Source organism: Erythrobacter westpacificensis (assembly GCF_039542285.1).
GTDB classification, from domain to species: domain Bacteria; phylum Pseudomonadota; class Alphaproteobacteria; order Sphingomonadales; family Sphingomonadaceae; genus Alteraurantiacibacter; species Alteraurantiacibacter westpacificensis.
In genome coordinates this window covers 138,368-162,580 of sequence record NZ_BAABHV010000022.1, presented here as the reverse complement: position 1 = coordinate 162,580, position 24,213 = coordinate 138,368, and the positions used below count along the sequence as shown (strand labels likewise).

The window sequence follows — 24,213 nt, the reverse complement described above, 5'->3', positions numbered from 1 at the left end:
AGGGAAATAGGCCGCTCGCATTTCGCTGACAAAGATTGCCTTGGCCCAAGAGATTGGGCATCGCTGCGCGCCATGGATATTGAACCACGCAAAGTCGCATTCCTCGGCCTTGGCGTCATGGGCGGGCCTATGGCCGGTCATCTCGCCAGCGCCGGGCACAAGGTCATCGGATACAATCGCACGGCTGCCAAGTCCGCGAAATGGCGGGAGAACCTGGCGCAGCGCGGGGTCGATGTCTCTACCGCCGCCACCCCGGTGGAAGCCGTTGCGGACTGCGACGTGGTGCTCGCCTGTCTTGGGAATGACGACGACGTGCGCAGCGTGTTGCTGGGCGAGGCGGGCGCGCTGGAAGCGATGAAGCGCGGGGCCACACTGGTCGATCATACCACCGTTTCCCCCGCTCTGGCCCGCGAACTGGCCGAGGCAGCAAGCGCGCACGGGGTGATGTTCGTCGATGCGCCGGTATCCGGCGGACAGGCGGGCGCACAGAACGGCAAGCTGGCGATCATGTGCGGCGGCTCCGACGATGCCATGGCCGCGGCAACTCCGGTGATGGAAGCCTATGCGGCGCGTATCGTCCACGTAGGCGATGCAGGCGCTGGCCAGGCGTGCAAGGCGGTAAACCAGGTGTGCATCGCTGGCGTGCTGGCGGGCCTTTCGGAAGGCGTGCGGCTGGCGCAGGCCACCGGCGTCGATACCGACAAGGTGCTGGAAGCGATCAGCGGCGGCGCGGCGCAAAGCTGGCAGATGGAGAACCGCTGGCCAACCATGGTGAAGGGCGAATTCGATTTCGGCTTCGCGATAGACTGGATGCGCAAGGACCTGGCCATAGCCATGGCCGAGGGCAAGGAGGTTGGCATTTCGCTGCCCGTCACCGCGCTGGTCGATCAGTTCTACGCGCAGGTGCAGGCGCAGGGCGGCGCGCGGCAGGATACCAGCGCACTGATCCGCCACCTTCCGGAGGTTTCGCGATGAACCTGCGTCACGCCGCGCTCGCGGCCGGCCTGCTGATGGCGACCCCCTCTCTCGCCGATACCCACATCGACAACATCGAAGGCGTGTCCGTGATGCGCGACGGGACGATAGACCGTTTCGCAGGCATGGTGGTGGACGAGGACGGACGCATTTCCGAACTGCTCGACTTCGGAGACCGTCCCACCCGCGAAATCGACTATCGGATCGATGGTGAGGGACGCACGGTAGTGCCCGGTTTCGTCGACGGGCACCTGCACCTGATGGAACTGGGCCTCGGCACGCTGGTGCTGGACCTGTCGGAAACCAATTCGCTTGACGAGGCGCTTTCCCGCATCGCCGCCTATGCCGCCGCTTACCCGGATCGTCCGTGGATCATCGGGCGTGGCTGGAACCAGGAGCGCTGGGGTCTCGGCCGCTTCCCCACCGCCGCCGAACTCGACGAAGTCGTCTCCGACCGTCCGGTCTGGCTGCAACGCGTCGACGGGCACGCAGGCTGGGCCAACACGCGCGCGCTGGAAGCAGGCGGAGTAACCGCCTCCACAACCGATCCGGAAGGCGGCCGTATCGAACGCCTGCCCGGCAGCCGCAATCCGTCCGGCGTACTGGTGGACGCGGCCATGCCGCTGATCGACGATGTCGTGCCCCCGCCTCTGCCCGAGGACCGCGACCTGGCCTTGCACAACGCGCAGAACCTGCTGCTGCGCAACGGCATCACCGCTGTTGCCGACATGGGCACGAGCGTGGAGGACTGGATGACCATCCGCCGCGCCGGCGATGCCGGGCGTTTGCGGGTTCGCGTCATGTCCTATGCCGACAGCGTGGATACCATGCTGCTGATCGGCGGACCTGCCCCCACGCAGTGGCTCTACGACGATCGCCTCCGCCTCAACGGCGTGAAGCTCTACCTCGACGGCGCGCTCGGCTCTCGCGGGGCATTGCTGAACGCCGATTACGAGGACGACCACGGCAACCGCGGCCTGCCCCTGCTTTCCGGTACGCAGCTGCGCAACCTGATGAGCCGCGCGGCGCTGGACCGTTTCCAGGTCGCCGTGCACGCCATCGGCGATGCCGCCAACCGCGAGGCGCTCTATGCCATAGAGGAGCTTTCGGAGGATTATTCCGGAGACCGCCGCTGGCGCATCGAACACGCGCAGATCGTCGATCCGGCGGACCTCGTACGCTTCGGCCAGCACGGCATCATCGCTTCGATGCAGCCCGTCCACCAGACCAGCGACATGATGATGGCCGAGGCGCGGCTGGGCGAAGACCGGCTCGGCGGCGCTTATGCCTGGCGCTCGATCCTCGAGGCGGGCGGACACCTGGCATTCGGCACCGATGCGCCGGTGGAGCCGGTCGATCCTCTCGCAGGGCTTGCCGTGGCGATCAGCCGAACGAACGCGGAGGGAGAGCCTTTCGGCGGCTGGCGCCCAGAGGAAACGATCAGCCGGGAACAGGCCCTTGCCGCCTACACTGCAGGCGCTGCCTACGCGGGCTTTGCCGAGGGCCGCTTCGGCCGTCTGGCCGAAGGGGAGCGAGCCGATTTCGTGATGCTCAGCGCCGATCCGCTGATGGCCAATGCCGACCAGATACGCGATATCGAGGTGCTGGAAACATGGATTGCGGGCCAGCGGGTCTACGATCACGAATTGGAGTAGCGTGTCGCCGGGACAACAGGTGTGCGCCTAATTGGCTGCCTCGTCACCTCTCCCTTTGCAATTGCTTCACTTTATCGGCATTAGAAGGCCGAGATTCGAAATTTTGGGGGTACCAGAGACCATGAGCAAAAAGCTTTTCACCACCATCGCCGCCGGTGTGGCCCTGGTCGCCACGCCTGTTCTTGCACAAAGCGACATGGCGCAACGCGCCGCCGCCGAAATCCAGAACGCCGAGGAACTTGGCGAAGACGGCAACGGTGGCATCTTCCTGGCCCTGGCCGCGGCGGGCCTAATCGTGGCTGGCGTGGTGGTTGCCCTCAGCGACGATGATGAACAGCTGCCCACCAGCCCCTAAGCTGGCGCACGATACCTGATACGATAACGGGGCCCTGCGGCCCCGTTCTTGTTTGTGCTATCGATAAGCTTCGCAGATGCGAGACACGCGTCAGTCGGTCTTGTCGTCGCCAGCCTCGGCCACCGCTTCTGCCGCTTCTTCCTTCTTGCGTTCCGCATCGCGGCGTTCGGTGATCTTCATCAGGATCAGCGATCCTTCGAAAAGCATCAGCAGGGGCACGGCCAACACCAGTTGCGAAATCACGTCCGGCGGGGTGACGATGGCCGCCAGCGCCACCACCAGCACGATCACGTACTTGCGCGCCGAAACCAGCTGGTCGCGCGAGACGAGGCCAGCGCGATTGAGCAGCATCAGCAGGACGGGAAGCAGGAAGCTTATCCCGAATGCGAGGATGAAGCGCATGACCAGGTCGAGGTACTGGCCCATTTCGGGCAGCGCTTCGGCATCGATCCCGCCAACGTTGCCCTGAAACCCCAGGAACCACGGGAAGGCCAGCGGCATCACCACGAAATAGGCAAGGCAGGCGCCCATGGTGAACAGCACCGGCGTCGCGATCAGGAACGGCAAGAAGGCCCGCTTCTCGCGCGCATAGAGACCCGGTGCAACGAAGGCCCACAACTGGTTGGCGATAATCGGAAAACTGACGAAGAACGCGGCGAACAGCGCCACTTTGATCTCGACGAAGAAAGCTCCGTAAAGCTGGGTGTAGACCAGCCGCCCGTTGCCCTCGCCGAAACTCTCGGTCAACGGGCGCACGAGGATGCCGAAGATGTCATCGGCGAAATAGAGGCACACGGCAAAGGCGATTCCGAGTGCGAGGACCGCCTTCACCAGTCGCCCGCGCAGCTCGATCAGGTGCTCCATGAGGGGGGCCTGGGTATCGTCGAGGTCGGAAATCTTGAACGCCATCAGCCCTCGTCCTTCGATGGCGTGGCAGCCGACTGTGCGGACTTTTCATCGCTGGCGGCCGTTGTCCCGGGCTTGGCCGTCGCCGCCTTGGCTTCTGCGCCAGAAACCGTTTCGCCGGACTTTTCGTTGGCGGCGGACTTCTCCTGCGCCAGGCGCTTCAACTCGGCAGCTTTTTCAGGAGGATAGGCGCCTGTCGGCTCCATCTGGCCCGGCACGCCCTCCGGGTGCTCGCGCATGATCTTCTCGTTCTGCGCTTTCCACTTCTTCTCCATGTCCTCCAGCTCGGCCTCGCGCACCATGGCGTCGAGCCCGGTGCGGAAATGGCCGGAAAGCTTGCGAAACTTGCCGATCCAGCGGCCCGCCGTGCGCATGGCGAGCGGCATGTCCTTGGGACCGATCACGAGGATCGCCACCACAATGATCAGCAACAGTTCGGTTGCGCCGATATCGAACATGGCTCAGCGGCGCTCGCTTGGCAGGAGGTTAGGAGGCGGTCTTGTCGCCGGTTGAAGCCGATGCGGTTTCGGCTGTCTCGCCAGCAGGCTTTGCCTCGTGCGAGGGGCCTTCGATCTGCGCCGAGGATTTCTTGTCGTCCGACGCGCTCGAATCGTCGTCGTTCAGGCCCTTGCGGAAGCTCTTCACGCCCTTGCCGAAATCGCCCATCATCTCGCTGATGCGGCCACGGCCGAACAGGACCAGGATCACCAGCGCAATGATCAGGATCTGGAATGGTCCAATGCTACCCACGAATATTCTCCAAATTCATCAGGAACGGAGTCTAGGCGCTTTCGTCGGGTTTTTCCAGCATCTCCGCATCGAATTCGTCGGCGAGGGCTTCCGCCTCGTCTGGTTGCGCCTCCTCGGGCTCAAGCTCGGGCTCGGCGTTTTCGGCGGACCTTTGCTCCATCAGATCCTCGTAGGCGTCGTCCACCGGGTCCAGCAGGCCCGATGCCTTAAGCTCGACGAGACCGGGCAGGTCCTTGCGACTTTCCAGCCCGAAATGGGCGAGGAATTCGGCTGTCGTGGCGTAGATCACCGGTCGGCCCGGCACTTCGCGGCGTCCGGCCACGCGCACCCAGCCCGCTTCCATCAGCACGTCCAGCGTGCCGCCACTGGTCTGCACCCCGCGAATGGCCTCGATCTCGGCGCGGCTGACGGGCTCGTGATAGGCGATGATCGCCAGCACTTCGGTGGCAGCGCGGCTTAGGCGACGTAGCTGGTCCTTCTCGCGCCGCAGGATGTGGGCAAGGTCGGGCGCGGTCTGGAAAGCCCAGCGCTTGCCCCGCTCCACCAGGTTGATGCCGCGCTTCGCATATTGCTCCTGCAAGGCGGCAAGCGCGTCCTTCACCTCGGCATCGCCAAGGTGGGCGGAGATCTGCTCCCGTGTCAGCGGCTCTTCCGCAGCGAAAAGGCACGCCTCGACAGCGCGGACAAGGTCGTCCGGGTTGTCGAGCGTATCAGGCATCGGCCTTCACCCGGCGCAGGTGCAGCGGCCCGAATATCTCCTCCTGCCTGATTTCCGCCTTGCCCTGCTTCGCCAGTTCCAGCGCCGCGAGGAAGCTGCTGGCCAGCGCGGACTTCTTCAGCCGCGGCTCTGCATTGGCGGGAAGGAAAGAGCGCAGTTCCATCCAGTCGAGCGAGACGCCGAGCATGGCGGAGACCCGGTCCAGCGCGGAATCGAGAGTCATGACCGGACGGTTGGCCACCATGTGCACGACCGGCTCCGTGCGCAGCTTTACCTGCCCGTAGGCATGCACGAGCTGGTACCAGTTGCACTGCCACACGTTGTTGCGCAGCGTCTTCAGCCCCTCGGGCGCACCGCGCGCGAACACGTCACGCCCCAGCCGGTCGCGCGCCATCAGCCGCGCGCCTGCCTCGCGCATGGCACCCAGCCGGGCGATGCGCAGTTGCAGCTTCAGCGCCAGCTCTTCGGGCGACGGGTCTTCCTGCTCTTCCTTGGGCAGCAGCAGCGCGGACTTGAGGTAAGCCAGCCAGGCCGCCATCACCAGGTAATCGGCGGCAATCTCCAGCTTCAGCGCCTCGGCCCGCTCGATATAATCGATATACTGGTCCACCAGCGCGAGGATGGAGATCGATTTCAGATCGACCTTCTGCCGCCGGGCAAGGTCCAGCAGGAGGTCCAGCGGCCCCTCCCAGTTCTCGAGTTCGATATAGAGCGCGCTGGAATCGGACCTGCCGGGTGCGGCAATGCCCTGCCATTCATCGGCTGCGCCATCTACGGCGTCGGCGGCCTCGATCAGGTTGCCTTCGTCCATCGCGGTCATGCCCGCTCTCCCGCCAGCGCGAGAAAGGCATCGCGCGCCGCAAGCAGTTCCTCGCGCGGGGTTTCGTCGGCGATCTGGCCCGCGCCCGTCATCGCCCGGTCCAGCCGCGCGCGCGTGGTATCGGACATGGCGGGCAGCACTTCGGCAGAGCCGACCATGTCGTCCATCTTGCCCCAGCAATTGAGAACGAGGTCACAACCTGCTGCTACCGCGCGGGCGGAACGTTCGGGAATGGTACCCTCGAGCGCCTGCATGTCGATATCGTCGGACAGCAACAGGCCATCGAAGCCTATGCGCTTGCGGATGATCTCCGAAATCACGAATTCGCTCTGCGTTGCCGGGTTGGCGGCGTCCCACGCGGTGAACCGGATATGCGCAGTCATGGCGATGGGCGCGTCGGACAGCTTGGCGAACGGCGCGATATCCGTCGCCAGTTCCTCCTCGCTCGCCTCGACGACCGGCAGATCCTTGTGGCTGTCGACAGTGGCGCGGCCGTGGCCGGGCATGTGCTTGATGCAGCCGATCACGCCGCCGCGCTTCAGCCCATCAAGCGTGGCACGGCCCAGCGCCGCCACCTGCATCGGATCACGGCCTAGCGCCCGGTCCCCGATCACGTCGTGCGCGCCCTCTGCCGGGATATCGAGCACCGGGTGATAGTCCACCGTGATGCCGACTTCGGCAAGGTCCAGCGCCAGCAATTGCGCATTGGCGCGGATCGCCTGGATCGCGCTGGCGGGCGCGATATCGTAAAGCTGCGCGAAGACGCCGGGCGCAGGATAGGCGTCCCACTCGGGCGGCTTCATGCGCGACACGCGCCCGCCCTCCTGGTCGATCGAGATCAGCAGGTCTTCCCGCCCATGCAGCGCGCGCAGGCTATCGGTCAGCGCCCGCAACTGCTCGCGGTTTTCCACGTTCCGACCGAACAGGATGTATCCAGCTGGCTGCGCTTCAGCGAAGAAGGCGCGCTCCTCCTCGGTCAGCTTGGGGCCGGACAGACTGAAAATCGCAGGCGTCATAGGGCTGCAATTAGGCCCAAATCGTTACCAGGGTGCAAGCATTTGCCGGACAGCAGCCGGGGAAAACAGGCTCGGAAGAAGCAGATCAGCGAATATAACAGTCGCCGCCCGCATTGCGGATGGCGCGGCAGGTGGCATCGCCAGCTTCGCGACTGGGCGCGATGGCTTGCAGGCGATAGACGGTCGCGCCGTTCACTTCCGCTTCGACAATGCGGTTGCGCATGCCCGAAAGCACGGAATAGCGGCCACGCGCGCTGACCCAGGCCTCGCTTGCGTCGGCGCGGCTGGTGAAGGCACCGATCTGCACGTAGGCGGCGCCGGGAGGCGCGACCTCTTCAGCCTGCTCATCGTCTTGCGCATCATCGGCGTCGGGTTCGGGCGCGGGAGTGTCTTCGGCCAGCATGCCACGCGTCGATTGCCCTTCCGCCACTTCGTAGGCGGTATCGCCGGTGCCAGCGACCTCGCGGCCACCGGGATCTTCGGGGCGTTCCTTGTAAGGACCGTCGGGTGCTTCGATGGTGGTGCCATCGGCAATCAGTTCGGCGTCCGGCCGATCGCGCAGCAGCCACCAGGCGCCGAACAGGATCGCGGCGATAACCAGCAGCCCGATCAGTGCAAACCAGATCAGGCGTGCGTCGAAGCCACCTTCGTCCTCGTAGTCACCGTCGTCTTCCAGCCAGGGCAGGGCATCGTCGTCGTCCTGCAGCGGCAGCTGTTCCTCAGCCTCGTAGGCATCTTCGAACTGGGCATCCTCGATACCCCTCGTGCCCCTTCCCCCTGCCGGAAGACTCATTGCCTAAAGCTCCTCAACTGCCTCGACACCCAGAATGCCCAGACCATTGCGGATGACTTGCCCGATTTGCTGGCTGAGGAAAAGCCTTGCAGCCGAAAGGCCCGGTTCCTGTGCCACGATGATGCGCTTTCTCGCATCGTCGTTGCCGAGGTTCCAGAAAGCATGGAAAGCCGCTGCAAGATCATAGAGATAGAAGGCGATGCGGTGCGGCTCGCGCGCACGAGCCGCCGCTTCCACTTCGCGCGGAAACTGCGCGGCTTGCCGGATCAGCACCAGCTCGTCCTCCCCCAGCACCGAGAGGTCGGCACCCGATGGCGCGATCCCCTCTTCCTTTGCCTTGCGCAGGATCGAGCAGATGCGGGCATGGGCATACTGCACGTAGAAGACCGGGTTGTCCTTGCTGGCTTCCACCACCTTGGCAAAGTCGAAGTCCATCTGGGCTTCGGGCTTGCGGGTCAGCATGGTGAAACGCACCACGTCCTTGCCGACTTCCTCGACCATGTCGGCGATGGTGACGAAGTTGCCCGAACGCTTGGACATCTTCACCGGCTCTCCGCCGCGCAGCAGTTGCACCATCTGCACCAGCTTCACGTCGAAGGGGATGGGTTTGCCCTGCCCTTCCGAAAGCGCGGCAACGGCAGCCTTGATACGCTTCACCGTGCCGGCATGGTCCGCGCCCCAGATGTCGATCAGGGCATCAGCCTTCTCGGCCTTCTGCATGTGGTAGGCGAGGTCGGCGCCGAAATAGGTCCACTTGCCGTCGCTCTTGCGGATCGGGCGATCCTGGTCGTCGCCGAACTTCGTCGAGCGGAATAGCGGCAGCTCGACAGGCTCCCAGTCGTCAATCGTCTTGCCCTTGGGCTTTTCCAGCACGCCATCGTAGACGAGATCGTGTTCGCGCATCCACGCTTCGGCAGCTTCGGGCTTCTGCGCGGCCTGCAGGGCGGCCTCGGACGAGAAGATGTCATGCTCGATGCCCAGCAGGGCGAGGTCGGACTTGATCACGTCCATCATCCGCTCCACCGCGTAGGCGCGGAAGATCGGCAGCCACTCGTGCTCGGGCTCGTTGACGAAGCGCTGACCGAATTCGGAGGCCGCCGCCTCGCCCACCGGGATCAGGTATTCGCCGGGATACATCCCCTCGGGAATGTCGCCGATATCCTCGCCCAGTGCCTCGCGGTACCGCAGGTGCGCGCTGCGGGCGAGCGTATCGACCTGGCCGCCTGCATCGTTGACGTAGTATTCGCGGATGACCTCGTGCCCGGCGGCCTCCAGCAGGCTGGCCAGCGCATCGCCCACCACCGCGCCGCGGCAATGGCCCATGTGCATCGGGCCGGTCGGGTTGGCGGAGACATATTCGATGTTCACCCGCGTGCCTGCGCCAATGGAGGACTTGCCGTAATCGTCGCCGGCTGCGGCGATAGCGGAGACCTCGTCCAGCCAGACGGAAGGCGACAGGCGCAGGTTGATGAAACCGGGGCCCGCGATCTCGGCGCTGGTGATGGAGGGGTCGCGCGCCAAGTGCTCGACGATCTTCTCTGCCAGCGCGCGCGGATTCGTCTTTGCCTGCTTCGCCAGCACCATTGCGGCATTGGTGGCAAGGTCGCCGTGCGAGGGATCGCGCGGCGTCTCCACGCTCACGTTGGCGCGATTGGTTTCAGGCGGCAGCGAGCCTTCCGCTTCCAGCGCGGAAAGCACGGCATCGATCTTCTCCGCATAGGCGGCGTAAAGGGTCTTGTTCTCGGACATGGGCGAGCCGTTAGCCTGTTTGGCTGGCCGCGCAAAGTGCCGGATTAACGCGTTGCGTTGTAGGCTAGCTGTTCTTCGGTCAGCTGGAAGCCCACCAGCAGTTCGAAGGTGGCGCGGGCGACGGCGGCGCGCACATCGGGCTCGGTCAGCGGATCGATGGCGGCGGACTGGTCTCCGGCGCGGCGACGGCGCGTGATGCGTTCGCGGATATCGGCAGGCAGCGTCGCCTCGGCGCGGTTGACCACGGCGCCCGCAGTGCCGCTGCCCTGCGCCCGTGCTTCGCCTGCGGCAAAGTTCAACTCGACCGTGCCGATGCGCTTGGCCACCACCGAAGTCCCGCCGCGCATGACGGTGGAATAGTAGGGAAGCGAAACGGTGCGCGGCGCGGTGGTGTCGCGGCGGGTCGCGATCACGTCGAACGTGGCACTGGAATAGACCTGCTCGCCCGTATCGTCGCAGGTGGAGCGGACATTGGTGATCGCGGCACTCACGTCGATGGCGTCGGCGGTGCGGGCATCGGCGGGCGAGAACAGGGTCACATCGCCGGTATAGTCGGGAACGCCCACTGCCGGGCAGACCGAGCGCAGCGCGGTGATGCCCACGCCCTGCTCCACCACAATATCGCCTTCACTCCGGCAACCGCCCAGCACCGTGAGGCCGGCAACAGCGGCAAGTATTGCGATCCGAGCGTTCATTCCCATTCCTTGTTCAATGCAGGCAGTAATTTCAGTTCGCGAGGCCCTAGCCCTTTCGCGGGTAGGCGACAACAGCTAGAGACGTGGTCATGAACGCCCCCTTTCAGGAAAATCGCCCCACGGGCGACAAATCGCCGCTGAAGGTGCTGATCGCAGCGCCGCGCGGCTTCTGCGCCGGTGTCGATCGCGCTATCGAGATCGTCGAGCGCGCGATCGATAAATTCGGTGCCCCGGTCTATGTCCGGCACGAAATCGTGCACAACCGCTACGTGGTGGACGGCCTCAAGGATAAAGGCGCCATCTTCGTCGAGGAACTCGACGAGGTTCCGGACGACATGCCGGTGGTGTTCAGCGCCCACGGCGTGCCCAAGTCGGTTCCGGCAGAGGCGCAGCGACGCGAAATGATCTATGTCGACGCCACGTGTCCGCTGGTGTCGAAAGTCCACCGGCAGGCCGAGCGCCTGATCGAAAAGGGCAAGCACATCATCTTTATCGGCCACGAGGGCCATCCGGAGGTGATCGGCACCATGGGCCAAGTCCCGGCCGGGCAGATGACGCTGGTGGAAACGGTGGAGGACGTGGCGAAGCTGCCCTTCACGGCAGAGGACAAGCTCTCTTTCCTCACGCAGACCACGCTTTCGGTGGATGACACTGCCGAAATCGTGAACGCCCTGCAGGAGCGCTATCCCCACATCGTCGCGCCCAAGGCGGAGGATATCTGCTATGCCACGTCGAACCGGCAGGAAGCGGTCAAGGCCATGGCGCCCGCTTGCGACCTCGTGCTGGTGATCGGCGCGCCCAACTCCTCGAATTCCCTGCGCCTTGTCGAAGTGGCCGAGCGCCTCGGCACGACATCTCACCTGATCCAGCGCGCGACCGAGATCGATCCCGCCTGGCTCGAGGGCGTGGAGACCATCGGCATTACCGCCGGGGCCAGCGCGCCCGAGGTGCTGGTGCGCGAAGTGGTGGCGAAGCTGGGCGAATGGCGCACCGTGAGCGAGGAAAAGATAACGACGGCGGAAGAGAAAATGGTCTTCAAGCTGCCCCGCCAGCTCACCGAATAGGCTCGGCTGACATGGCCGTTTACACGCAGCTTTCCGCAGAAGTCCTGGCCGATCTCGTCGCCGAATACGACGTGGGCGAACTCGTGTCCGCGAAGGGTATTGCCGAAGGGGTTTCCAATTCCAACTGGCTGGTGGAAACCACCGGCAGCGAGACCAACGGCAAGCGCTTCATCCTCACGATGTACGAGCGCCGCATCGATATCGCGGAATTGCCGTTCTTCCTCGGACTGCTCGATCACCTGGCGGCGAACGGGTGCCCGGTGCCGCGCACCATCCACGACAGGTCCGGCGCATCGTCCCGTATGCTGCATGGAAAGGCGGTGGCGCTGATCGAATTCCTGCCCGGCGTATCCGTCGATCATCCCACGCCCGCACAAGCGCGCAGCGTGGGCCGGGTGCTGGCGGAAATGCATGAGACGGCACAGGATTTTCCGGGCACGCGCGCGAACGATCTCGATCCCCACGCTTCGGCGCGGGTGCTGGCGGACTGCGGACAAGACGCGCTGGCGAAGATCGATGCCGCCTTGCCGGATGTCATCCCCGTCGCGGAAAAGATCGCCGATGGCTGGCCGCAGGGCCTGCCCCAGTCGGTTATCCATTCGGACCTGTTTCCGGACAACGTCCTGATGCTGGGCGACACAGTCAGCGCGCTGATCGACTTCTACTTCGCCTGCAACGATGCCATGGCCTACGACCTTGCCGTCACCCACGCCGCCTGGAGTTTCAGCGGCGACGGCCATGGCTACCGCGCCGAGGTGGGGCAGGCGCTGGTGGAAGGCTACGAAAGCGTGCGCGCCTTGTCGCCTGAGGAGCGCGAGGCCCTGCCCTTGCTGGCGCAAGGTGCGGCGCTCCGCTTCATCTCCAGCCGTGCACAGGACTGGATAGACACACCCGCCGATGCCCTGGTGACGAAGAAGGACCCGATGGACTTCGTTCGCCGCCTGGAATTCTATCGCACGAATGGAACCGAGGTCTTTGCGGCATGAAGCACGTCGAGATCTTCACGGACGGGGCCTGCAAGGGTAATCCCGGCCCCGGCGGCTGGGGCGCCCTGCTGCGCATGGGACGGCACGAAAAGGAGCTATCCGGCTCCGATCCCGAAACCACCAACAACCGCATGGAAATGACGGCGGCGATCCGCGCGCTCAATGCCCTGATAGAACCCTGCGAGGTAACGCTGCATACCGACAGTCGTTACCTGATTGACGGCATGACGAAGTGGATCGACGGGTGGAAGAAGCGCGGCTGGGTGAATGCCAGCAAGAAGCCGGTGCGCAATGCCGACCTGTGGCATGACCTGATCGAGGCGGCCGCGCCGCACAGGATCACGTGGGAATGGGTGAAAGGCCACAACGGCCACCCGGAAAACGAACGCGTCGACCGCATCGCCAGCGATGCGGCCGACAGCGCCCGCTGATAATCAGCTTTCGTCGACGATTTCCGCGCCCGGGCCGTTCTTCTGGATCGATTCGATGGCGTTCTTCGCACTCGCTTTCGAGGCGTAGCCTTCGGTCGAGAACATGATCTCGTCGTTGTACTTGAACCGCACGCGGAACTCGCCGGCCTTGTCCTTATAGATCTGGAAATGGTGTGCCATTCGTCTGGTCTCCCGTTGGTTGGTCGCGGGCCACCATAACAAAGATGAACGGCTTGGCTAGGCCGCTTTCCGAGCTGCTCTACGCGCGCAGACGCGCGGGCGAATAGAGTTGTTCATCAAGCTCGTGGGTCATCGCGTCACGCGGGTGTCGCAGCAGCAATTGCGCGCCGAGGCGGGCCGCGGCAGGCGCGGTCTGGATGCCGTAACCGCCTTGTCCCGCGAACCAGAACACGCCGTCGATTTCGGGATCGTAGCCATAGACCGGGAGCCGGTCGGGAGAGAAGCTGCGCAGTCCCGCCCACTTGCGTTCCACCGTCTCGATTTCCCAGTCGACGACTTGCTGGAACCGGTCGATGGCAAGAGCCACGTCGTATTCCTCAGGCGCAGCATCGCACGCTTCGCTTGGCGTCTCGTCGTGCGGGCTGAGCCACAGGCGACCGTTGTCCGGACGAAAGTAGAAATCCCCTGCAATATCCAGCGTCAGCGGAAGGTCCGGCTGGGGTGCCGGATCGACGCGCAATTGCACCACGGTTCGGCGAAATGGCTGGATGCCGAGGGCGCGCGCGCCCAGCAGGCCAGCGACATGATCGGCCCAGGCACCTGCCGCATTCACCACCACGCCCGCGCGAAGCTCTCCCGCCGCGCCGAAATCGAGCCGCCATTGCTCGCCGTCGCGCTGCGCGCCTCGCAGCCGGTGACGCGCACGAAGCTGCGCCCCTGCTGCCTTCGCGCGCGTCAGGTAGTGCTGGTGAAGGCCAGCAACGTCGATATCGGCACAATTCGGCTGGCTCAGCGCTCGCGTCCATTCCTCGCGTACGCCCGGCAGACGACTTTCGAGTTCTACGCGGTCGAGAGGGTGAAGCGTTACACCCGAATCGGCAAACCGCTTGCGGAATGCTTCGACTTTCGCATCCTCCCCATCCCGCGCGAGATAAAGGCCCCCGCGCAGTCTCAGGAAACCGCCATCCTTCAGGTAATCGCCCGAGGCGAGGGTCAACGGCACCACGTCCGGTCCGCCATAACATTCCTCCCGAAAGGCAGCGGAGCGACCCGTGGTGTGGTAGCCGGGCTGGTCCTCGGCCTCGCACAGCACCACGCTGGCGTGAGGAGCAAGCTCGGCAGCGATGCTGGCGCCTGCCATGCCTGCGCCGATCACGGCGATATCGAAGGTTTCGGTCATGCGACGGCTCAGCTTGCTACACGGCGATCAAGGAAATCGTCGATGGCGGCGAGTGCTTTCAGGCGCACCGCGTCTTCCTCGCGCAGGATCTCGTGGCGGGCCTCCTCCCCGAAGATAAGCGCCTCGGCATCGGGCAGACGGGCAATGGCGGCGCGAATTGCCGCCGGGCTCACCAGCCGGTCCGCATCGGTGGCGACAATGAAGACGGGGATGGAGACCGATTCCAGCGCGCCAGGGCGGAACATCGCAGTCGAGCTGAAAGCCGAAGCGCGCACCCACGCCCAGCTACCCGGGCCCAGGCGCAGTTCGGGCCGCTGCTCGCGCCACCAGCGTTCGTCCTCGTAGCGTTGCGCGTCATGGGTCAGCAGCTTCTGGCGGTTGGCGATGGAGCTTCCCGGTTTCTCGCTGATCTTCCATGCCGGACGCTTGGCATCGCCGATGCTGGACATCGCGCTGGAGAGCCAGCGCTTGACCGGCAAGGGGACGAATTCGGGAAACACGTCCAGCATGGGAGCGGAAAGCACCATTGCATCGGGGCGAGGGTTCAGCGCCTTTTCCTGCACCGCGCGCAGTGTCAGGTGGCCGCCCATGGAATGGCCCGCGAGCACCAGCGGACCCTCGCGGCTTTCGGACCAGTGCTTCCACAGCTGCGCCAGGTCTGCGATCCACAGTGCGAAATCGTCTATGTGTCCGGTCGCATCATCGTTGCCCAGGCGGCCCGATCCCCCCTGCCCGCGCCAGTCCGCGGCGCTGACGCGCCAGCCCTTGCAGCGCCAGTGTTCGAACGTTTCCAGATACTTCTCGTAGGCATCGCCGCGCCCGGCCATGAACAGGATGGAACCGCGCACCGTCACGCCCGCAGGCGGCTCGCTCCAGTCGATGAAGCGGATTTCGTGGCCGTCCTCGGCCATCCACATCGTCTCATGCGCGTCCGCCGGAATGGCCCTGCGATCGAAAGTCGCGGGAACGAGGGTGTCTGCTTGGCTAATTCCGTCCTCCTGCCTTTGGTTACTTTTTGGTAAGCCATGCACGCTAGCACAAGGCTCGAAGGACTAATGGGGGCCTCGATGCTAGACGATCCGATCACGTACGCACTGCTCGCTGCCTTGGCAATCGCGCTGGTGTGGGCCGCTTTCACCGACATCAAGAGCCGCCGCATCGCGAACTGGCTGAATGGCGCAATCGCAATCGGTGCGCCTGTCTACTGGTATGCCAGCGGCCTCTCGCTGTGGCCGGACGTGGCCATCCAGATCGGACTCGGCCTTCTCGTTTTCGCTGTCGGCAGCATCCTGTTCGCCATGCGCCAGATGGGCGGCGGCGATGTGAAGCTGCTGACTGCGCTGGCGCTCTGGATGACGCCGCTGGTGCTGCTGAAGCTCGTGATCATCATGGCGCTGCTGGGCGGCGTGCTGACCCTGGTCGTCGGCATCCGCAACGTGATGATCCGGCGCAAGAAAGAAAAGACGCGCTGGGCCGTGCCCTATGGCGTGGCCATTTCCGCCGCCGGTCTCTGGACCATCAGCAACCTGACAATGAATGCCGCGGCCGCCGCTGCCGTGGCCCAGTGAACCTGATTTTAACCACTCCTGCCGTATTCGGCGGAAACCTTAATGCAAGGACCATCTGAGGGGGCTTGACGCACCATGGACAAGAAGAAAGTTATTCTGCTGGTAGGGGCGCTGATCGTTGCGATCGGTACGGCGCTGCTCGCCCGCAGCATGTTCGCCGGTGCTGCGGCACCCGAAGCCGAGGCTGCTGCCGAGGTTGAACCGACCGGCCCGAAAGTGCTGGTTGCCAAGCGCGGCCTGCCAGTGGGCACGATCGTGACTGCCGATGCCGTGGCATACCAGCTGTGGCCGCAGGAACTGGTGCAGGACGCCTACTTCATCGACGGCGAAGCCGACATGAATGCGCTGCTCGGCACCGTGGTCCGCCACCCCATCACCGCGGGTGAACCCGTGACCCAGGGCTCGCTCGTCGCGCCGGGCGACCGTGGCTTCCTGGCCGCGGCGCTTGGTCCGGGCATGCGCGCCGTGACCGTGCCTGTCTCTGCCCGCACCGGCGTTGCAGGCTTCGTGTTCCCGGGAGACCGCGTGGACATGGTGCTGACGCAGCGCGTGACGGGTGACGGCGGCGATGCGCTGCAGGCTTCGGAGACGATCCTCACCAACCTGCGCGTGCTGGCCACCGACCAGTCGACCGAATCGACCACCACCGAAGACGGCCGCACGATTGTCCGCGCCTTCCGCACGGTGACGCTGGAGGTGACGCCGCGCCTTGCCGAGAAGATTGCCGTCGCCCAGACGATCGGCACGCTCAGCCTCTCGCTGCGCTCCATCGCCGACAACCAGGCCGAACTGGAACGTGCGCTGGCATCGGGTGACATCGCCGTGCCCGATGACGCGACGCCGGAAGAGGAAGAGCGTATCCTGCGCGCCGCCATGTCGCGCCCCAGCGAAGGGCCGACGACCTACCAGACCGGCGGCGACGTCTCCCGCTTCCAGCGCAGCACCGTGCCTGCACAGGGCGGAGACAACCGTCGCGGCGCACCCGCCGTTGCCCAGGCTCCCGTCGAGGTTGCGCCGGGTATCTCGGCCAACGCCACGCCGTCCGGTCCTTCGGTCCGCGTGACCCGCGGCAAGGCCACCACCGTCACTCCCGTCGATCGCGGCGCGGGTGCCCTGCTCGACCGTCAGGCCAGCGCAATGGGCGAAGGCGCCCGCGTGGCCCCGGTCGGCATGTCGACCCTGCGGTGATCGCCATGAAAATGATCCGCAACAAATTCACGATTTCCACTGGAAACGCACCGAAAGGCAAGACGATGAAGAGCCGCCTTTTCAAGACCGTGCTGAGCGCCGCATGCGCCCTTGCACCGCTGGCCGCAGTGCCGGCAGGCACCGCCACCGCGCAGACCGCCGTCAGCCCGGCACAGGATATCGTCCTGTCCATCGGACGCGGCCAACTGATCACGGTTCCCGGCAACATGGCCGACATCTTCGTGTCGAACGACGCCGTGGCCGATGTGCAGGTGAAGTCGCAGCGCCAGCTGTACGTCTTCGGCCTGTCGGGCGGCGAGACCACGATCTACGCCAGCAATTCTGCCGGCGACATCATCTGGTCCGCCAACATCCGCGTCGGATCGAACCTGGATAGTGTCGACCAGATGCTGAGCCTGGCCATGCCCGAAGCGGATATCCGCATCGCCACCATGGGCACCAACACCGTGCTGCTGACCGGTACCGTTGCCGCCCCGGAAGACGCGGCCGAGGCAGAGCGCCTGGTAAGTGCCTTCGTGGGCGACGGTGCCAACGTCATCTCGCGCCTGAAAATGGCCACGCCGCTGCAGGTCAACCTGCGCGTCCGCTTTGCCGAAGTCAGCCGTTCGCTGACCCGCAACATCGGCGCCAACCTGACCACGATCGATGGCACCGGCGGCTTCCTGTTCGGCCTGAACCGCGGCCGTCCCGCCGTGGGTACGTTCAACCCCGGTTCGGGTGCGCTCGGCATGGGCACGGAAACGACTGTCACCCTGCCGGACGGAACGGTGATCGAAGGCTCGAACATCATTCCCAACTCGCCCGGCACGACCCTGGGCGGTATCGGTGAGTTCCTCGGCCTGGATATTGCCGGTGCGCTGGACCTTGGTGAACAGCGCGGCCTCGTTACCACGCTTTCGCAGCCCAACCTTACCGCGCTCTCCGGCGAAACGGCAGAGTTCCTTGCGGGTGGCGAGTTCCCCATCCCGCTGTCGCAGGGCCTTGGCACCACCACGGTGGAATACAAGCGCTTCGGCGTCAGCCTGGCCTATACGCCCACGGTGCTTGCCAATGGTCGCATCGCCCTGCGCGTGCGCCCGGAAGTCTCCGAGCTTTCGAGCCAGGGTGCCGTCACGCTGAACGGCTTCCAGATCCCCGCCCTCACCATCCGCCGTGCGGAAACCTCGGTGGAGCTGGGTTCGGGCGAGAGCATCATGATCGCGGGCCTGCTGTCCAACAACGCGCAGAACACCATCGATCAGGCGCCGGGCGTGGGTGACATTCCCATCCTTGGCAACCTGTTCCGCTCGACGGACTTCCGCCGCGGCGAAACCGAACTGGTGATCGTGATCACGCCCTACCTGGTGGAGCCGGTCGATGACCGCGAGATCAGCCTTCCGACCGACGGGTTCGCCCTGCCTAACGCTGCTTCGCAATTCCTGTTCGGACAGGAATCCGACGGCGAGACGGGTGGCCAGCGGCCGATGCCAAGCGCCGCCAACCCGGCGCCTGCCGGTCCCGAAGTCAGCGTGACCGACCAGAACGCAGCAGCGCTTGCCGGCGGCGGAAGCCCCGAAGGTGCCGCCACCCGCACTGCCGCGCGCGCCACGCCCGGCTTCAGCATTGCAAACGGAGAGTGATCGTCATGACCATCAGCTTCAAACGTGCAGCCAGTTCGGCACTGGCGATCTCGCTCGCCTTCGGACTTGCAGCCTGTGAAGGCGGCATCCAGGGCAACAACTATTCGCTCAACTCGGTGCACCAGCCGGTTGTCGAACGCAGCAACTACGTGCTCGACCTTCGCACCAGCCCTGCCGGTCTGGACGCGATGGAAGAAAGCCGCCTGAACGACTGGTTCGACATGCTCGACCTCGGCTATGGCGACCGCGTTGCCATCGACACCGCCGTCACCAACCCCGCCGTCATGGAAGACGTCGCCGCAATCGCCGGTCGTTACGGCATCCTCGTGGCGGACGGCGCACCTGTGACGCAGGGCTATGTCGATCCCGGCAGTGTCCGCGTCGTCGTGACCCGCTCAACCGCTTCCGTTCCGGGCTGCCCGGACTGGTCGGGTAGCTACGGCTTCGACCGCGGCAACCACACGTCGGCCGGCTTTGGCTGTGCGGTCAACAGCAACATCGCCGCGATGGTCGCCAACCCCGAGCACCTGCTCGAAGGAGCCGAGGGCACCGGCGAAACCGTTGTGATGAGTTCCAACCGGGCCATCGAAACCTTCCGCGACCAGCAGCCGACCGGCGCGGCTGGTCTTCCGCAAGTCTCGTCATCGGGGGAATAATCCATGAACTCGCCATTCAAAACCGGTTCGATGGGTAACCGCGAGCCCTTTTCCGCCTTCATCTGCGACGAGAGCGCGCTCGACGTCCTGCGTCCGGTGGTCATCGAAATGGGCTGGCAGCCCGAGAAGTGCAACAAGGGTGGCCTGCGTAACGCCATCCAGTCGCTCTCCATCGCCGCCAGCCCGGCCATCCTGATGGTCGACCTGTCCGAAAGCGGAGACCCGCTGAACGACATCAACGCCCTGGCCGAGGTTTGCGAACCGGGCACGGTGGTGATTGCGGTGGGCCAGGTGAACGACGTTCGCCTCTACCGCGACCTGCTCGCCAGCGGCATCCACGATTACCTGCTGAAGCCGCTTTCCGCCGGCCAGCTGCGCGATGCCCTGACCCAGGCCCAGGCCGTTTTCGCCTCGCCGCGCAACGCGGACGGCGACAGCGACCAGGAACACGTGGCAACGGCGGTCGTCGGCACGCGCGGCGGCGTGGGTGCATCCACCCTCGCCACCTCCCTCGCCTGGCTGTTCGCCAGCGAACATCACCGTTCGACGGCGCTGCTGGACCTCGACGTGCACTTCGGCACCGGCGCACTGGCGCTGGACCTGGAGCCGGGCCGCGGCCTGACCGACGCGATCGAGAACCCCAGCCGCATCGACGGCCTGTTCATCGAACGCGCCATGATCCGTGCCAACGACAACCTCGCCATCATGTCTGCAGAAGCGCCGATCAATTCGCCGCTGATGACCGACGGCACCGCTTTCCTGCAACTGCAGGAGGAGTTCCGCCAGGCTTTCGACATGACGGTGGTGGACCTGCCGCGCAACATGCTGATTAATTTCCCGCACCTGCTGACGGACGTGAACGTCGTGACGCTTGTCACCGAGCTCACTCTGGCATCGGCGCGCGATACGATCCGCATCCTTTCATGGCTGAAGCAGAACGCTCCTGCCTGTCACCCGCTGATCGTGTGCAACCGGATGCAGTCCGGTTCCGCGGAAATCAGCAAGGCGGACTTCGAAGCCTCGATCGAGCGCAAGATCAATTTCCAGATCCCGTTCGACCAGAAGGCGGCGGCCAATGCCGCCAAGCTGGGCCAGACCTTCATCGAAGCGAACAAGGGTTCCAAGACCGTCGCTCCGATCCGCGAAATTGCCAAGATGATTGTGGGCGTCGCCGAAGACGACGGCGCAAGCATCGAGGAAGCGGGACAGAAGGGATCGATGCTCGGCAAGTTCGACCTGAAGTCGCTGCTTGGCTCCACGCCCAAGAAGGACAAGGCCCCGGCAGAGCCTGCCGAATAGGCCAGTGAGATCGGCGGGTTGCCGGCAAGGCCACCCGCCGCCCGAACCAGAACGACACGGATTTGAAAGAGGGTTTCATGAGCATCGTCCAGCTTCTGCCTATAGCCGGTGGGCTCCTGGCCCTGATGGTCATGGGCTACGTCCTGATGACCGGCTCGTCTCCTGCCAAGGAGAGCCAGCGTCGCCTTCAGGCGGTGCGTTACCGGCACTCCGAAAGCACCACCGACAAGGTGGAAAGCCAGCTCAAGAAGGCTATCGCCGCGCGCAAGCCAAAGCAGTTCACGCGTGCCGGGGCCGATTCCCGGCTGGCGGCCCTGCAACTCAGGCTTGATCGTACCGGCATGGGATGGTCGCTGGCGCAGTATTTTTATGCGTCGCTCGGCATCGCGGTAGTCCTGACGGCCCTCCTGTACCTGAAGACCGACGCGGCCATGCTCTCGCTGGGGATCGGCCTTCTCGCCGGTGCCGGCCTGCCGCACATGGCGGTGGGGCATTTCATCAAGCGTCGGACCAACCAGTTCAACGCCAAGTTCCCCGACGGCATCGACCTGCTCGTTCGCGGTCTGCGCTCCGGCCTGCCGGTAACGGAGACCCTCGGCGTGGTCGCCAGCGAAGTTCCCGGCCCCGTGGGCAGCGAATTCCGCGCGGTGGTGGAACGCATCAAGATCGGTCGGACCATGGAGGAATCGCTCCAGGAGACCGCCGATAAGCTGGGCACTGCCGAATTCCAGTTCTTCGTCATCACGCTGGCCATCCAGCGCGAGACCGGCGGCAACCTGGCAGAGACCCTGTCGAACCTGGGTGACGTGCTGCGCAAGCGCGCGCAGATGAAGCTGAAGATCAAGGCGATGAGCTCTGAATCGAAAGCTTCCGCCTACATCGTGGGTGCCCTGCCCTTCATCGTGTTCGGCATGATCTACTGGATCAACCCCAACTACATCGGCGGCTTCTTCACCGACGATCGCCTGATCGTAACCGGCCTCGGCGGCCTGGTGTGGATGAGCATCGGTGCCTTCATCATGGCCAAGATGGTCAGCTTCGAAATCTGATCGGGAGGGATAAGAACCAATGTTGACACTCGCTCCCGCATCCGGCCCCTCGCTGCTCGGCGTCGACGTCATCCTCGTCGGCACGATCCTGGCCGGTATCGCCGCTGCTGCCATGATGTTCGCCATCTATGCCGCGGTGACCGTGAAGGATCCGATGGCCAAGCGCGTGAAGACGCTGAACGACCGCCGCGCCGAACTGAAGACCGGGATGCTCACGCAGAGCACCAAGAAGCGCCAGAGCCTGACGCGCCGGTCCGACACGACCGACAAGATGAAGGACACCCTGCAGGGCATGAAGGTGCTGCAGGAAAGCCAGGTCAAGATGATCCAGCAGAAGCTGGCGCAGGCGGGTTACCGCAACAAGGAACTGGCGATCCTGATCATCTTTGCTCGCATGGTCCTGCCTGTGGTGCTCGGCCTGATCGGCGTGGTGATCTTCTACTGGACCGACATGTTCCCCGACTGGAGCAGCTTGAAGCGCTTCATGGGCTTCGCCGGTCTCGTGATCGTCGGCTACAAGGGGCCGGAAATCTACCTTGCCAACGTGTCCTCCAAGCGCACGCTCGCAATCCAGAAAGGCCTGCCGGACGCACTGGATCTGCTGGTGATCTGCGCCGAGGCCGGCCTGACGGTGGACGCAGCGTTCAACCGCGTGGCCAAGGAACTGGGCCGCGCCTATCCGGAACTGGGCGAGGAATTCGCCCTGACCGCGATCGAGCTGTCTTTCCTGACCGAGCGCCGCCAGGCGTTCGAAAACCTTGCCTACCGTGTGAACCTGGAAGCCGTGCGCGGCGTTGTGACCACGATGGTGCAGACCGAACGTTACGGTACGCCGCTGGCTTCCGCCCTGCGGGTGCTGTCTGCCGAATTCCGCAACGAGCGCATGATGCGCGCCGAGGAAAAGGCCGCGCGCCTGCCGGCCATCATGACCGTGCCGCTGATCCTGTTCATCCTGCCGGTGCTGTTCATCGTGATCCTTGGTCCGGCCGCCTGTTCCATCTCGGACGCCTTCTCCGACTGATCTCGGAAACATGGCATAGCCAAAAAGAAAAGGCCCCGCCGGATCGAACCGGCGGGGCCATTTTCGTGCTTGCGCGCTTTGGCGGCGAAAGCGGGCGAGTTGTTCAGCCTACCCCGAAACCGCCATCAAGCTCTTCTGCGTCGAGGTCTTCTGCCTGCTTGCGGGCCCGGTCCAGGAGAGTGCGGAAAAGGTCCAGTTCTTCGGCCGAGAAGCCCGTGAACAGGCGTTTTTCCATCTCGCGGGCCAGCGGCATGATTTCCGAATGCATCGCCCGCCCCTCGTCGGTCAGGTCGAGCAGGTGGGATCGACCGTCGGACTCGTTGGGGGTGCGCTGCGCCAGCGCCCGCTCTTCCAGGCCCTTGCACGCCCGGTTGACGGCAACCTTGTCCATCAGCGTGCGACGGGTGAGATCGCGCTGGGTCAGCGCCCCGACATCACCCAGTACCGCCATGACGCGCCATTCGGGGATGGAGAGGCCCCAGCGCTGCCGGTATTCCACGGCGATACGCCCGCTGACCGCATTGGATGCAAGCGAGAGCTGGTAGGGCAGGAAGTGCGATAAGGATGTTGTCGGTTGCATAAGCAACTACCTTGCGAAACTTTGCGCGGCTTTGCAAGTTTCGAGCATTACTCTTTCGCATCCGGAAACAGGTTTACCAATCGGCGCGCAACGGCGTCCAGCCGCAGGGTCGCCGCAGTGCTCCACTTGTCGCGCGGCGTGATGATGGATGTGTCCAGGATCGTATCGATCGGGCTCGCCTTGCGCTTTTTCGGCAGTGCAGCCGCCAATTGTGCAAGCATGGCGCGCGCCTTGTCGGCGTTTGCACCCATCACCTTCAGGATGTCCGTCACATCCACGTCGCCTTCCGGATCGCGCCAGCAATCGTAATCGGTGACCATGCCGACAAGCGCGTAGGGAAGCTCCGCCTCCCGGGCAAGGCGTGCTTCGGGCATGGCGGTCATCCCGATCACGTCGGCTCCCCACTGGCGATAGAGATGGCTTTCGGCCCGCGTGGAGAACTGCGGTCCCTCGATGGCGACATAAGTGCCGCCCTTGTGGATGGTCGCTCCCGCTTTCCTGGCTGCGGTTTCGGCAAGGCCGGAAAGGCGCGCACAGACAGGATCGGCCAGCGGCACATGCGCCACGATGCCTTCGCCGAAGAAGCTGCGCTCGCGCCCGGCAGTCCTGTCGATCAGCTGGTCCACGGCCACGAAATGCCCCGGTTCCAGCTCTTCCTTGAGGCTGCCGATAGCGGAGATCGCCACAACGTCAGTCACCCCTGCCCGTTTCAGCACGTCGATGTTGGCGCGGTAGTTCACATGGCCGGGCGAGAGCATATGCCCTGCCCCGTGCCGGGCGATGAAGGTAAACTTCACCCCGCTGATCGTGCCGGTCGTTACCGGGCCGGACGGCTCCCCGAATGGGCTCTCGATGGGAATTTCCTGCGCGTCTTCCAGCGCGCCGGGCTCGTACAGGCCCGAACCGCCGATAACCCCGATGTGCCAGTCGCTCATCGCG

Annotated in this window: 27 protein-coding genes; 13 read left to right on the top strand and 14 right to left on the bottom strand. The window is 64.6% G+C overall.

Going from position 1 to position 24,213, the window contains the following annotated elements:
* Positions 1-72: 72 nt before the first annotated feature.
* The 3 genes from ABFX23_RS15955 (at position 73) to ABFX23_RS15945 (ending at position 2,985) form a co-directional block, all read left to right on the top strand.
* Positions 73-975 carry an NAD(P)-dependent oxidoreductase gene (locus tag ABFX23_RS15955; protein WP_428831675.1) on the top strand — a complete coding sequence of 301 codons (903 nt, stop codon included), beginning with the start codon at positions 73-75 and terminating at the stop codon, positions 973-975.
* Entirely contained in the window at positions 972-2,630 is a 1,659-nt protein-coding gene (locus ABFX23_RS15950) for an amidohydrolase (RefSeq protein WP_346033969.1), read from the top strand. The genes ABFX23_RS15955 and ABFX23_RS15950 overlap by 4 nt, the downstream gene beginning before the upstream one ends.
* A 121-nt stretch (positions 2,631-2,751) precedes the next feature.
* Entirely contained in the window at positions 2,752-2,985 is a 234-nt protein-coding gene (locus tag ABFX23_RS15945; protein ID WP_346033968.1) for a hypothetical protein, read from the top strand.
* Positions 2,986-3,075: 90 nt separating this feature from the next.
* Here the strand turns inward: ABFX23_RS15945 and tatC are convergent, their stop codons facing one another.
* From tatC to ABFX23_RS15900, 9 genes are all read right to left on the bottom strand, one after another.
* A complete protein-coding gene (gene tatC / locus ABFX23_RS15940) occupies positions 3,076-3,894 on the bottom strand; it encodes a twin-arginine translocase subunit TatC (protein ID WP_346033967.1) in 819 nt (272 codons plus the stop codon).
* The gene (tatB, locus tag ABFX23_RS15935; protein ID WP_346033966.1) at positions 3,894-4,349 is read right to left on the bottom strand and encodes a Sec-independent protein translocase protein TatB; all 456 of its coding nucleotides are present in this window, start codon (positions 4,347-4,349) and stop codon (positions 3,894-3,896) included. The genes tatC and tatB overlap by 1 nt, the downstream gene beginning before the upstream one ends.
* Positions 4,350-4,377: 28 nt before the next feature.
* The gene (gene tatA / locus ABFX23_RS15930; protein ID WP_346033965.1) at positions 4,378-4,641 is read right to left on the bottom strand and encodes a twin-arginine translocase TatA/TatE family subunit; all 264 of its coding nucleotides are present in this window, start codon (positions 4,639-4,641) and stop codon (positions 4,378-4,380) included.
* A gap of 31 nt (positions 4,642-4,672) precedes the next feature.
* Entirely contained in the window at positions 4,673-5,359 is a 687-nt protein-coding gene (gene scpB, locus ABFX23_RS15925) for an SMC-Scp complex subunit ScpB (RefSeq protein ID WP_346033964.1), read from the bottom strand.
* Positions 5,352-6,170 (bottom strand): segregation and condensation protein A, encoded by an 819-nt coding sequence (locus ABFX23_RS15920; protein WP_346034039.1) that lies wholly within the window; start codon positions 6,168-6,170, stop codon positions 5,352-5,354. The genes scpB and ABFX23_RS15920 overlap by 8 nt, the downstream gene beginning before the upstream one ends.
* A gap of 5 nt (positions 6,171-6,175) precedes the next feature.
* On the bottom strand, positions 6,176-7,195 hold the full coding sequence (nagZ, locus tag ABFX23_RS15915) for a beta-N-acetylhexosaminidase (protein ID WP_346033963.1): 1,020 nt from the start codon (positions 7,193-7,195) through the stop codon (positions 6,176-6,178).
* Between the two features lie 85 nt (positions 7,196-7,280).
* Entirely contained in the window at positions 7,281-7,988 is a 708-nt protein-coding gene (locus tag ABFX23_RS15910; protein WP_346033962.1) for an SPOR domain-containing protein, read from the bottom strand.
* Between the two features lie 3 nt (positions 7,989-7,991).
* Positions 7,992-9,737, bottom strand: coding sequence for an arginine--tRNA ligase (argS, locus tag ABFX23_RS15905; protein ID WP_346033961.1), 1,746 nt, complete (start codon positions 9,735-9,737; stop codon positions 7,992-7,994).
* A gap of 44 nt (positions 9,738-9,781) precedes the next feature.
* Positions 9,782-10,432, bottom strand: a complete 651-nt coding sequence (locus ABFX23_RS15900) for a hypothetical protein (RefSeq protein WP_346033960.1) — start codon at positions 10,430-10,432, stop codon at positions 9,782-9,784.
* Between the two features lie 89 nt (positions 10,433-10,521).
* Here ABFX23_RS15900 and ispH point away from each other — a divergent pair, with 89 nt between their 5' ends.
* From ispH to rnhA, 3 genes are read left to right on the top strand one after another with little or no spacing between them, the layout of a single operon-like run.
* Positions 10,522-11,496, top strand: coding sequence for a 4-hydroxy-3-methylbut-2-enyl diphosphate reductase (gene ispH, locus ABFX23_RS15895; protein ID WP_346033959.1), 975 nt, complete (start codon positions 10,522-10,524; stop codon positions 11,494-11,496).
* A gap of 11 nt (positions 11,497-11,507) precedes the next feature.
* Positions 11,508-12,482 carry a homoserine kinase gene (gene thrB / locus ABFX23_RS15890; RefSeq protein WP_346033958.1) on the top strand — a complete coding sequence of 325 codons (975 nt, stop codon included), beginning with the start codon at positions 11,508-11,510 and terminating at the stop codon, positions 12,480-12,482.
* Positions 12,479-12,913: a ribonuclease HI gene (gene rnhA / locus ABFX23_RS15885; protein WP_346033957.1), complete on the top strand. Its 435-nt coding sequence runs from the start codon at positions 12,479-12,481 to the stop codon at positions 12,911-12,913. Before thrB ends, rnhA begins: the two co-directional genes overlap by 4 nt.
* A gap of 3 nt (positions 12,914-12,916) precedes the next feature.
* On the opposite strand, the gene ABFX23_RS15880 is transcribed toward rnhA, so the two are convergent.
* The 3 genes from ABFX23_RS15880 to ABFX23_RS15870 form a co-directional block, all read right to left on the bottom strand.
* Entirely contained in the window at positions 12,917-13,093 is a 177-nt protein-coding gene (locus ABFX23_RS15880; RefSeq protein WP_120076878.1) for a YegP family protein, read from the bottom strand.
* A gap of 79 nt (positions 13,094-13,172) precedes the next feature.
* Entirely contained in the window at positions 13,173-14,273 is a 1,101-nt protein-coding gene (locus tag ABFX23_RS15875) for an NAD(P)/FAD-dependent oxidoreductase (RefSeq protein ID WP_346033956.1), read from the bottom strand.
* Between the two features lie 8 nt (positions 14,274-14,281).
* Positions 14,282-15,184, bottom strand: coding sequence for an alpha/beta fold hydrolase (locus tag ABFX23_RS15870; RefSeq protein ID WP_346033955.1), 903 nt, complete (start codon positions 15,182-15,184; stop codon positions 14,282-14,284).
* A 156-nt stretch (positions 15,185-15,340) separates the two neighbouring features.
* Here ABFX23_RS15870 and ABFX23_RS15865 point away from each other — a divergent pair, with 156 nt between their 5' ends.
* The 7 genes from ABFX23_RS15865 (at position 15,341) to ABFX23_RS15835 (ending at position 22,694) form a co-directional block, all read left to right on the top strand.
* Positions 15,341-15,841, top strand: a complete 501-nt coding sequence (locus ABFX23_RS15865; RefSeq protein WP_346033954.1) for an A24 family peptidase — start codon at positions 15,341-15,343, stop codon at positions 15,839-15,841.
* Between the two features lie 75 nt (positions 15,842-15,916).
* Entirely contained in the window at positions 15,917-17,029 is a 1,113-nt protein-coding gene (cpaB, locus tag ABFX23_RS15860; protein ID WP_346033953.1) for a Flp pilus assembly protein CpaB, read from the top strand.
* A gap of 11 nt (positions 17,030-17,040) precedes the next feature.
* On the top strand, positions 17,041-18,669 hold the full coding sequence (locus tag ABFX23_RS15855; RefSeq protein WP_346033952.1) for a type II and III secretion system protein family protein: 1,629 nt from the start codon (positions 17,041-17,043) through the stop codon (positions 18,667-18,669).
* Positions 18,670-18,674: 5 nt separating this feature from the next.
* Entirely contained in the window at positions 18,675-19,325 is a 651-nt protein-coding gene (locus tag ABFX23_RS15850; RefSeq protein WP_346033951.1) for a CpaD family pilus assembly protein, read from the top strand.
* 3 nt (positions 19,326-19,328) lie between these two features.
* A complete protein-coding gene (locus ABFX23_RS15845) occupies positions 19,329-20,624 on the top strand; it encodes a pilus assembly protein CpaE (protein ID WP_346033950.1) in 1,296 nt (431 codons plus the stop codon).
* A 77-nt stretch (positions 20,625-20,701) separates the two neighbouring features.
* Positions 20,702-21,673: a type II secretion system F family protein gene (locus ABFX23_RS15840; protein ID WP_346033949.1), complete on the top strand. Its 972-nt coding sequence runs from the start codon at positions 20,702-20,704 to the stop codon at positions 21,671-21,673.
* A 19-nt stretch (positions 21,674-21,692) separates the two neighbouring features.
* A complete protein-coding gene (locus ABFX23_RS15835) occupies positions 21,693-22,694 on the top strand; it encodes a type II secretion system F family protein (RefSeq protein WP_346033948.1) in 1,002 nt (333 codons plus the stop codon).
* A 103-nt stretch (positions 22,695-22,797) separates the two neighbouring features.
* Here ABFX23_RS15835 and ABFX23_RS15830 read toward each other — a convergent pair whose 3' ends face one another.
* Positions 22,798-23,274 (bottom strand): MarR family winged helix-turn-helix transcriptional regulator, encoded by a 477-nt coding sequence (locus ABFX23_RS15830; RefSeq protein WP_346033947.1) that lies wholly within the window; start codon positions 23,272-23,274, stop codon positions 22,798-22,800.
* Positions 23,275-23,321: 47 nt separating this feature from the next.
* Complete coding sequence (gene mtnP, locus ABFX23_RS15825; RefSeq protein ID WP_346033946.1) at positions 23,322-24,209, bottom strand: S-methyl-5'-thioadenosine phosphorylase; 888 nt, start codon at positions 24,207-24,209, stop codon at positions 23,322-23,324.
* Between the last annotated feature and the right edge of the window lie 4 nt (positions 24,210-24,213).

Excerpts from the sequence above, each read along its gene's own strand:
- ABFX23_RS15845 (WP_346033950.1), top strand. The coding sequence starts at position 19,329 with ATGAACTCGCCATTCAAAACCGGTTCGATGGGTAACCGCGAGCCCTTT.
- ABFX23_RS15920 (WP_346034039.1), bottom strand. The coding sequence starts at position 6,170 with ATGGACGAAGGCAACCTGATCGAGGCCGCCGACGCCGTAGATGGCGCA.
- ABFX23_RS15870 (WP_346033955.1), bottom strand. The coding sequence starts at position 15,184 with ATGGCCGAGGACGGCCACGAAATCCGCTTCATCGACTGGAGCGAGCCG.
- argS (WP_346033961.1), bottom strand. The coding sequence starts at position 9,737 with ATGTCCGAGAACAAGACCCTTTACGCCGCCTATGCGGAGAAGATCGAT.
- ABFX23_RS15945 (WP_346033968.1), top strand. The coding sequence starts at position 2,752 with ATGAGCAAAAAGCTTTTCACCACCATCGCCGCCGGTGTGGCCCTGGTC.
- ABFX23_RS15835 (WP_346033948.1), top strand. The coding sequence starts at position 21,693 with ATGTTGACACTCGCTCCCGCATCCGGCCCCTCGCTGCTCGGCGTCGAC.
- ABFX23_RS15900 (WP_346033960.1), bottom strand. The coding sequence starts at position 10,432 with ATGAACGCTCGGATCGCAATACTTGCCGCTGTTGCCGGCCTCACGGTG.
- ispH (WP_346033959.1), top strand. The coding sequence starts at position 10,522 with ATGAACGCCCCCTTTCAGGAAAATCGCCCCACGGGCGACAAATCGCCG.
- ABFX23_RS15830 (WP_346033947.1), bottom strand. The coding sequence starts at position 23,274 with ATGCAACCGACAACATCCTTATCGCACTTCCTGCCCTACCAGCTCTCG.
- ABFX23_RS15880 (WP_120076878.1), bottom strand. The coding sequence starts at position 13,093 with ATGGCACACCATTTCCAGATCTATAAGGACAAGGCCGGCGAGTTCCGC.
- ABFX23_RS15840 (WP_346033949.1), top strand. The coding sequence starts at position 20,702 with ATGAGCATCGTCCAGCTTCTGCCTATAGCCGGTGGGCTCCTGGCCCTG.
- ABFX23_RS15950 (WP_346033969.1), top strand. The coding sequence starts at position 972 with ATGAACCTGCGTCACGCCGCGCTCGCGGCCGGCCTGCTGATGGCGACC.
- ABFX23_RS15875 (WP_346033956.1), bottom strand. The coding sequence starts at position 14,273 with ATGACCGAAACCTTCGATATCGCCGTGATCGGCGCAGGCATGGCAGGC.
- tatC (WP_346033967.1), bottom strand. The coding sequence starts at position 3,894 with ATGGCGTTCAAGATTTCCGACCTCGACGATACCCAGGCCCCCCTCATG.
- ABFX23_RS15865 (WP_346033954.1), top strand. The coding sequence starts at position 15,341 with ATGCTAGACGATCCGATCACGTACGCACTGCTCGCTGCCTTGGCAATC.
- cpaB (WP_346033953.1), top strand. The coding sequence starts at position 15,917 with ATGGACAAGAAGAAAGTTATTCTGCTGGTAGGGGCGCTGATCGTTGCG.
- ABFX23_RS15955 (WP_428831675.1), top strand. The coding sequence starts at position 73 with ATGGATATTGAACCACGCAAAGTCGCATTCCTCGGCCTTGGCGTCATG.
- tatB (WP_346033966.1), bottom strand. The coding sequence starts at position 4,349 with ATGTTCGATATCGGCGCAACCGAACTGTTGCTGATCATTGTGGTGGCG.
- thrB (WP_346033958.1), top strand. The coding sequence starts at position 11,508 with ATGGCCGTTTACACGCAGCTTTCCGCAGAAGTCCTGGCCGATCTCGTC.
- scpB (WP_346033964.1), bottom strand. The coding sequence starts at position 5,359 with ATGCCTGATACGCTCGACAACCCGGACGACCTTGTCCGCGCTGTCGAG.
- nagZ (WP_346033963.1), bottom strand. The coding sequence starts at position 7,195 with ATGACGCCTGCGATTTTCAGTCTGTCCGGCCCCAAGCTGACCGAGGAG.
- ABFX23_RS15850 (WP_346033951.1), top strand. The coding sequence starts at position 18,675 with ATGACCATCAGCTTCAAACGTGCAGCCAGTTCGGCACTGGCGATCTCG.
- ABFX23_RS15910 (WP_346033962.1), bottom strand. The coding sequence starts at position 7,988 with ATGAGTCTTCCGGCAGGGGGAAGGGGCACGAGGGGTATCGAGGATGCC.
- mtnP (WP_346033946.1), bottom strand. The coding sequence starts at position 24,209 with ATGAGCGACTGGCACATCGGGGTTATCGGCGGTTCGGGCCTGTACGAG.
- rnhA (WP_346033957.1), top strand. The coding sequence starts at position 12,479 with ATGAAGCACGTCGAGATCTTCACGGACGGGGCCTGCAAGGGTAATCCC.
- ABFX23_RS15855 (WP_346033952.1), top strand. The coding sequence starts at position 17,041 with ATGATCCGCAACAAATTCACGATTTCCACTGGAAACGCACCGAAAGGC.